This is a genomic window from Mycobacterium sp. 4D054 (genome assembly GCF_052245755.1).
Taxonomy (GTDB): Bacteria; Actinomycetota; Actinomycetes; order Mycobacteriales; family Mycobacteriaceae; genus Mycobacterium.
Genome location: NZ_JBQQCF010000105.1, coordinates 1 through 5,299, shown reverse-complemented (window position 1 = coordinate 5,299; position 5,299 = coordinate 1). Strand labels below are relative to the sequence as shown.

General features: G+C 64.1%; 6 protein-coding genes. 2 read left to right on the top strand and 4 right to left on the bottom strand.

All coding sequences use genetic code 11. The annotated features are described in order from the left end of the window. Nucleotides 1–113 precede the first annotated feature (113 nt). On the top strand, nucleotides 114–686 hold the full coding sequence (locus ACTWP6_RS29770) for a hypothetical protein (protein ID WP_370491047.1): 573 nt from the start codon (nucleotides 114–116) through the stop codon (nucleotides 684–686). Nucleotides 687–751: 65 nt separating this feature from the next. Here ACTWP6_RS29770 and ACTWP6_RS29765 read toward each other — a convergent pair whose 3' ends face one another. Next, nucleotides 752–1,618 carry an HNH endonuclease signature motif containing protein gene (locus ACTWP6_RS29765; protein ID WP_267887559.1) on the bottom strand — a complete coding sequence of 289 codons (867 nt, stop codon included), beginning with the start codon at nucleotides 1,616–1,618 and terminating at the stop codon, nucleotides 752–754. 48 nt (nucleotides 1,619–1,666) lie between these two features. Between ACTWP6_RS29765 and ACTWP6_RS29760 the strand changes: the two genes are divergently transcribed. Continuing rightward, a complete protein-coding gene (locus ACTWP6_RS29760; RefSeq protein ID WP_171504881.1) occupies nucleotides 1,667–3,052 on the top strand; it encodes an IS256 family transposase in 1,386 nt (461 codons plus the stop codon). Here ACTWP6_RS29760 and ACTWP6_RS29755 read toward each other — a convergent pair. From ACTWP6_RS29755 to ACTWP6_RS29745, 3 genes are all read right to left on the bottom strand, one after another. Continuing rightward, complete coding sequence (locus ACTWP6_RS29755) at nucleotides 3,032–3,604, bottom strand: DUF222 domain-containing protein (RefSeq protein WP_443189582.1); 573 nt, start codon at nucleotides 3,602–3,604, stop codon at nucleotides 3,032–3,034. The two genes, ACTWP6_RS29760 and ACTWP6_RS29755, sit on opposite strands and share 21 nt — an antisense overlap. A 151-nt stretch (nucleotides 3,605–3,755) precedes the next feature. Further along, the gene (locus ACTWP6_RS29750; RefSeq protein ID WP_064850777.1) at nucleotides 3,756–3,947 is read right to left on the bottom strand and encodes a ferredoxin; all 192 of its coding nucleotides are present in this window, start codon (nucleotides 3,945–3,947) and stop codon (nucleotides 3,756–3,758) included. Beyond that, nucleotides 3,944–5,149, bottom strand: coding sequence for a cytochrome P450 (locus tag ACTWP6_RS29745; RefSeq protein WP_064850778.1), 1,206 nt, complete (start codon nucleotides 5,147–5,149; stop codon nucleotides 3,944–3,946). Before ACTWP6_RS29745 ends, ACTWP6_RS29750 begins: the two co-directional genes overlap by 4 nt. Nucleotides 5,150–5,299 lie beyond the last annotated feature (150 nt).

The following is a 5,299-nucleotide window of genomic DNA, read 5'->3' as shown; positions in this document are numbered from 1 at the left end:
CAATACCAGCGCACCGCCCACAGGATCACATCACCCTGGAAATGGCGCCACTTGAAATCCGTCATCGTTCCGTCCGTCCAATCTCCGCCAAGCATGCTCAAGCTTCACGATTTTTGCAACAGAGCCCGCTGATCCACACCGCGCTTCCCGAAGGCGCCCAGCCGGGCGCGCAGTGGGTGGAGGGTTCGGAGGGCAAGGTGCGCGCGGCGGCGGTGCTGATGCCGTTCGCCGGCATCTGCTTCCTGTGGTTCATCGGAGTGGTGCGCGACGGATTGGGCAGGTTCGAGGACAAGTTCTTCGCCTCGGTCTTCCTGGGCAGTGGGCTGCTGTTCCTCGCGATGATCTTCGTGTCGTCTGCCGTGGGGGTGGCGTTGGTGGCCAGCCGCGGCGCCGACTACGGAGCCGATGTGCACGTGTTCGGTCAGGCACTGCTGATCGCGCTGTCGAAGACCTACGCCCTGCGAATGGCAGCGGTGTTCATGATGTCGCTGGCCACCATCTGGCTCAAGACCGGCCTGGTGTCGCGGGGGCTGGTGATCTTCACCTACGTGGTGGCGCTGACGCTGTTGGTGGCCAGTGATGTGACGGTGTGGCTGACGCTGGCGTTCCCGGTCTGGGTGCTGATCGTCAGCGTGCTCGCGCTGAGCAAGGCCGGGCTGATCGACCTGCACCGCGACGGCGACTGATTCCCGCTGTCGGCGAGCAGGTTTGGGTGTCGTCCGCCTACGGATCGCCGGGGTCGATGACCCGTTCACCGGTGGTGCAGGTTGTTGGTGCGGGACTGGCCGCAGTCGAGGTGCGGGGGCGGAATCCATTCGGTGACGCCGTCTGTGGGGCGGTTTCTTGTGGTCCAGCCGGCGGTCTCGACCATGCGGTTGTTCGGACCGCACGCCAACGTCAGGTCGTTGATGTCGGTGCGGCCGCCGTCCTTCCAGTCGTGGTTGGCGTGATGCACCTGGGAACGGTACGCACTGGCGGTGCAGCCGGGCATGGTGCAGCCCCGGTGTTTGGCCAGCAGCATGAGTCGCTGCGCGAGGGTGGCGGTGCGGCGGGCCCGGCCCAGGTGCAGAGGTAAGCCCTTGCCGTCGAACAGCGCGAGCCAGGGCCTTGAGTGGGCGGCGAACTTCAGGACGTCGGCGATGGGCAGCAGCGTACCGCCGGCGGTCAGCCCGTGGCCGGTGCCCTTCTCCAGATCAGTCAGACTCACGGTGATCACGACATTCGCGGGCAGGCCGTTGATGGTGCCGGTCGGCTGCGTGGTGAGCATGCGTTTGCACAGCGCCAGTAGCGCATCGTGATTGCGCTTGCCGGCGGTGCGGGTGTCGTTGTGTATCTGTTGCTCGGTGGGTTCGCCGTCGAGGCAGGGGTGCTCGTCAGCGGGGTTGCACATCCCCGGGGCGGCGTTGCGCTCCATCAACGGCTCTAAGGTGGCCCACGCTTCCGGAGTCAGGAGTCCTTCGAAGGGGCGCATCCCGTCGGGGCGTTGCTTACCGACCCGGATGTAGGCCAGGGCTTGACGGTCCTCATCGGAGAGCTCCCCGTCCTGATTCAGCAGATACAGCATGTGCGCGGCGGCCTTGCGGAACGCCTCAGGCCCCAGCTCACAGGGGCGTGTCAGATGGTTTGTGTAGGAGCTGCATGAGCCAGATGGAGCACGATGATGTCCATGGTTGTTCGGCAGGACAGTCAGGCCGGTGACGGCGATAACGGCGAGGAAGTAGACCGGCTGGAGTCAGGCCGGCAGGCGTTCGAGGCGTTGAAGGCCTCGGGCGGTTTCGACGACGTACTAGCCAAGATCGACGCGGGTGAGCTGCAGCTGACTGGCGAAGGTGGCTTTCTGCAGGAGATGGTCAAGGCGGTCCTGGAGCGCGGCCTGCAGACGGAGCTGACCGGCCATCTCGGCTACGACAAGGGCGATCCCGCTGGGCGGGTACTTCCCAACGCCCGCAACGGTTTCAGCGCCAAGACAGTCTCCAGCGAGGTCGGCGACGTCACCCTGGCCATTCCACGTGACCGCGACGGCAGCTTCATTCCGATGCTGGTTCCGAAGGGCTCGCGGCGCATCGGTGGACTGGATTCGATGATCATCAGCCTCTATGCCGGCGGGATGACCGTCCGCGACATCGAGCACCATCTGGCCACCACGATCGGCACCGAGATCTCGCGGGAGACGATCAGCAAAATCACCGACGCGGTGCTCGAAGAGGTCCTGGAGTGGCAGCGCAGGCCCCTGGATCCGATGTACCCGATCGTCTACCTGGACGCTCTGGTGATCAAGATCCGCGACGGACATCAGGTCCGCAACAAGTCCGCTCACATCGCTGTCGGAGTCGATATGGACGGGATCCGCCACGTGCTGGGGATTTGGGTTCAGCCCACCGAGGGAGCGAAATTCTGGGCTGGAGTGTGCGCTGAGCTGGCCAATCGTGGCGTCAAAGACGTCCTCATCGCCTGTGTGGATGGGCTGACCGGCTTCGGCGACGCGATTGCCGCGACGTGGCCGCAGACCATCGTGCAAACCTGCACGGTGCATCTCCTTCGGTCGTCGATGCGTTTTGTTGCCTACGGCGATCGCAAACAGGTGGCCTCTGCGTTGCGCCTCATTTACACCGCGCCCACCATCGATGCCGCGGAAATCGCTCTGCACGAGTTCGCCGCGTCCGCTTGGGGGAAGAAGTACCCGACTACGGTTCGGGCCTGGGAGGCAGCCTGGGAACGCTTCATTCCGTTTCTGTCGTTCCCGCCGGCCGTCCGCAAAATTATCTACACCACCAACGCCATCGAGTCGCTGAACTATCAACTCCGCAAGATCATCAAGAATCGTGGTCATTTCCCGAATGATCAAGCGGCAGTGAAGCTTTTGTGGCTTGCGATCTGCGATATCGAAGACAAACGCTCCCGAGAACGCGTTCGTCACCGCGACCGAACGACGCCCCAGCGGTACAAGCAAAGTAACCGTCTCGTCGAAGGCGCCATCGTCACTGGGTGGAAGCACGCACTAGGCGCCCTGGTCCTGGCCTACCCAGACCGACTAGAGCCATACATCTACTAACCAACGTACTAACCAACGCGGCTCATACACAAAAGTCTTGACAAGCTCGCTCACACAGGCATGCTGGGCCAACTGGGCCTCGACATTCTCCCGGGTCTGGAAGTCCACGAACCCGGGCAGCTCACGGAAGAACCACCGCAGATGCTTGATGTGCTCGGCGCCGATCAACCCCTGCGCCTGACCGCGGGCAAACCCCGGCATCGTGGGCGCCAGCGGTTCACCGGTCAGCGAGGTCCGCGGCCCGAACAGTGCCGCCTCGTCCAACCGCCGGTGCGCCTCCGAGGTGGAGATCCGCAACCGCTGCGACAACACCGCGGCGTAATTCTTGGCACCCAAGGCCACCGGTGAACTCTGAGACGTGATCCGCTGATACACCCGATGATCGAGCACCGGCTGCGCACGAGCGATAGCTTCACGACGCTGCTGCATATCCAACAACTCGGCATCGGTGAACGCGTCGATGGACAGCCGATTCATCTGCGCGGTCAGCTCTTCGATCTGGGCCAGGGCAGCCAGCATCGCCTCCCTGTCTGCGACTGCCGAGCTACCCATGTCTCGAACATACGTGCGACCACCGACAAGAAACCCAACGCTGTGGCGTCAGATACTGATGTGAAACAGGGGTTTTCACCCCCCGTCGACACTGCACTCACCGCGACCGCCACTCGCACTTCTTCGCGCTCAGTGCAGTGTCAACGATGGATCATTCGACGATGCGGAGCGCTCCAGAGGGGCAGAGCTGCACGGCTTTCCGCGCGTTGTCCTGCTCGGCTGGGGGCACGTCCTCGACCAGCAGTACCACGATGCCGTCGTCGTCCTGGTCGAAGACCGCCTCGCTGTTCATCACACAGACCCCGGCGCCGATGCAGACGTCGCGGTCGGCGCGCACCCTCACCAGGCCACCTGAAGCGACTGCAGCCCGTAGATGAAGTGGAAGGACCGGAACGCCACGTCGTCGAAGGGTTCGTCGAGGCGCAGGGTCGGGAAGCGTTGCAGCAGAGCCGGAAAAGCGATCTTCATCTCCATCCGGGCCAGCGGTGCGCCCAGGCAGTGATGGACACCGTGGCCGAACGCCAGATGTCCCATCGCGCCGCGGCGGACGTCGAATACCTCCGGGTTGTCGATGAAGCTCGGGTCGCGGTTGCCCGACGGTAGTGAGACGACCACCAGCTGGTGCGCGGGAATCTGCACCCCGGCGATCTCCACCTCGTTGGTGGTGATGCGGGGGATGCCCGAATGCACGATCGACAGCCAGCGCAGCAGCTCCTCCACCGCCGGACTCACCGCATCGGGGTCATCACGCACCAGGGCCAGCTGATCCGGGTGCTGCAGCAACGCCAGGGTGCCGAGGCCGAGCATGTTGGAGGTGGTCTCGTGACCGGCCACCAGTAGCAGGCTGCAGATGCCCACCAGCTCGTCGTCGGTGAGCTCGGATCCATGCTCGCGCACCAGCATTCCGAGCATGTCGTCACCGGGGGAGCGACGTGCGCCGGCCACCAGCGCCTGCATGTAGGCACGCCCGGCGCGCTGCAGCTCGAAGCGTTCCTCGATCGGGATCGACAGGTCGAGCTGGCGGCTGGTGCGGTGCTGGAAATCGTCGCGGTCGTCATACGGCACGCCCAGCAACTCGCAGATCACCAGTGACGGGATGGGCAATGCGATGTCGGTGACGAGATCACTTGGTGGACCGGCCTTTTCCATGGCGTCCAGATGCTGGGTCACGATCTCGGTGATCCGTGGCTCCAGGCGCTTCATCCGGCGGCCGGTGAACTCGCCGGTGAGCATGCGGCGCAACCGGGTGTGCCTGGGTGGGTCCAGGCCCAGCAGGTTGCCGGACTGGGCGGCGCGTTGTTCTTCCTCGGACACCTCGGGTGCCCCGGGTACGACGAACCCTGGCGGGCGCTCATTGGAGAACCGCTCCGGATCGGAGAGCACCGTCTTGATGTCGTCGTGGCGGGTCACCAGGTACACCGGCATGCCGAAAGCGTTGATGACGGTGCGCACCCCCTCGGTCTCGCGGATCTCGCCGAGGGTGGGGATGGGGTCGAAGTCGACACGCTGCATGTGCAGCGGAGGTGAGGCAGGTGCCTGGGTCATGGTGTCGACGGTACGCGCGAGGCGGCTCTGTTGCAAAAATCGTGAAGCTTGAGCATGCTTGGCGGAGATTGGACGGACGGAACGATGACGGATTTCAAGTGGCGCCATTTCCAGGGTGATGTGATCCTGTGGGCGGTGCGCTGGTATTGT

What these genes read in the sequence shown, in the direction of transcription:
- ACTWP6_RS29760 (WP_171504881.1), top strand. Translation starts at nt 1,667, where the DNA reads ATGGTTGTTCGGCAGGACAGTCAGGCCGGTGACGGCGATAACGGCGAG.
- ACTWP6_RS29755 (WP_443189582.1), bottom strand. Translation starts at nt 3,604, where the DNA reads ATGGGTAGCTCGGCAGTCGCAGACAGGGAGGCGATGCTGGCTGCCCTG.
- ACTWP6_RS29745 (WP_064850778.1), bottom strand. Translation starts at nt 5,149, where the DNA reads ATGACCCAGGCACCTGCCTCACCTCCGCTGCACATGCAGCGTGTCGAC.